A 1,295-nucleotide genomic window follows, 5' to 3' on the forward strand; every position below is an offset into this window, starting at 1 on the left:
GCCCACATGGCACGGGTTTTGAAGATTGCCATGCGAGGCGGCGCGAGCTGCCTGCCTTTTACTCAGCGATGGATGGAACGAAAGAAGGAAGGCGATATGTCAGATTTGCGTCAAATCGCATTTTACGGCAAAGGGGGGATCGGCAAGTCCACCACCTCCCAAAATACGCTCGCAGCGCTTGTCGACCTCGGGCAGAAGATCCTGATCGTCGGATGCGACCCGAAAGCCGACTCCACCCGGCTGATCCTGAACGCCAAAGCACAGGACACGGTTCTGCATCTGGCAGCGCAGGAAGGTTCGGTGGAAGACCTTGAGCTCGAGGACGTGCTCAAGGCCGGCTACAAAGGCATCAAGTGCGTGGAGTCCGGCGGTCCGGAACCGGGCGTCGGCTGCGCCGGGCGCGGCGTCATCACCTCGATCAATTTCCTTGAAGAGAACGGTGCATATGACGATGTCGACTACGTCTCCTATGACGTGCTCGGCGATGTGGTGTGCGGTGGCTTTGCGATGCCGATCCGTGAGAACAAGGCCCAGGAGATCTACATCGTGATGTCCGGCGAGATGATGGCGCTCTATGCCGCCAACAACATCGCCAAGGGCATCCTGAAATATGCCCATTCCGGCGGCGTGCGGCTCGGCGGCCTGATCTGTAACGAGCGCCAGACGGACCGCGAGCTCGACCTCTCCGAGGCGCTGGCTGCCAGGCTCAATTCCAAGCTCATCCACTTTGTGCCGCGTGACAACATCGTCCAGCACGCCGAGCTCAGGAAGATGACGGTGATCCAGTACGCGCCGGACTCCAAGCAGGCCGGGGAATATCGGGCGCTAGCCGAGAAGATCCATGCCAATTCGGGCCAAGGGACCATTCCGACCCCGATTACCATGGAAGAGCTCGAAGACATGCTGCTCGACTTCGGCATCATGAAGAGCGACGAGCAGATGCTGGCCGAACTACAGGCCAAGGAGTCAGCGGTGGTTGCGGCTCAATAACTGCCGCTGTCGACAGGACGCGCTGGCCCTTGCGCCAGCGCGTCCTTCCAAGAAAGCCGCTTCGGCGACGACGACCTAACCCGAACCTTGAAAGGGGGCAGGGGCCCATGAGCCTTGATTACGAGAATGACAGCGTTTTGCATGAACAGCTCATTGCGGAAGTATTAGCGCAATATCCAGACAAGGCGGCGAAGCGCCGCAAGAAGCACCTCAGCGTCGCAACGAGCGGCGACGAGCCTGGCGATGAGCCGAAGGCCCTTTCCGAATGCGACGTCAAATCGAACATCAAGTCCATTCCGGGCGTG

The 1,295-nt window shown here is 59.7% G+C and carries 2 protein-coding genes; both read left to right on the forward strand.

Features of this window, described 5'->3' with window-relative positions; all coding sequences use genetic code 11:
* The first annotated feature begins 96 nt into the window (after window positions 1–96).
* On the forward strand, window positions 97–990 hold the full coding sequence (gene nifH, locus C4N04_RS31370; protein ID WP_004675840.1) for a nitrogenase iron protein: 894 nt from the start codon (window positions 97–99) through the stop codon (window positions 988–990).
* A gap of 107 nt (window positions 991–1,097) precedes the next feature.
* A partial coding sequence (locus C4N04_RS31375) for a nitrogenase (protein WP_016737551.1) occupies window positions 1,098–1,295 on the forward strand: 198 nt, incomplete at its 3' end.

This window comes from Rhizobium sp. H4 (assembly GCF_003013335.1).
GTDB lineage: Bacteria > Pseudomonadota > Alphaproteobacteria > Rhizobiales > Rhizobiaceae > Rhizobium > Rhizobium sophoriradicis.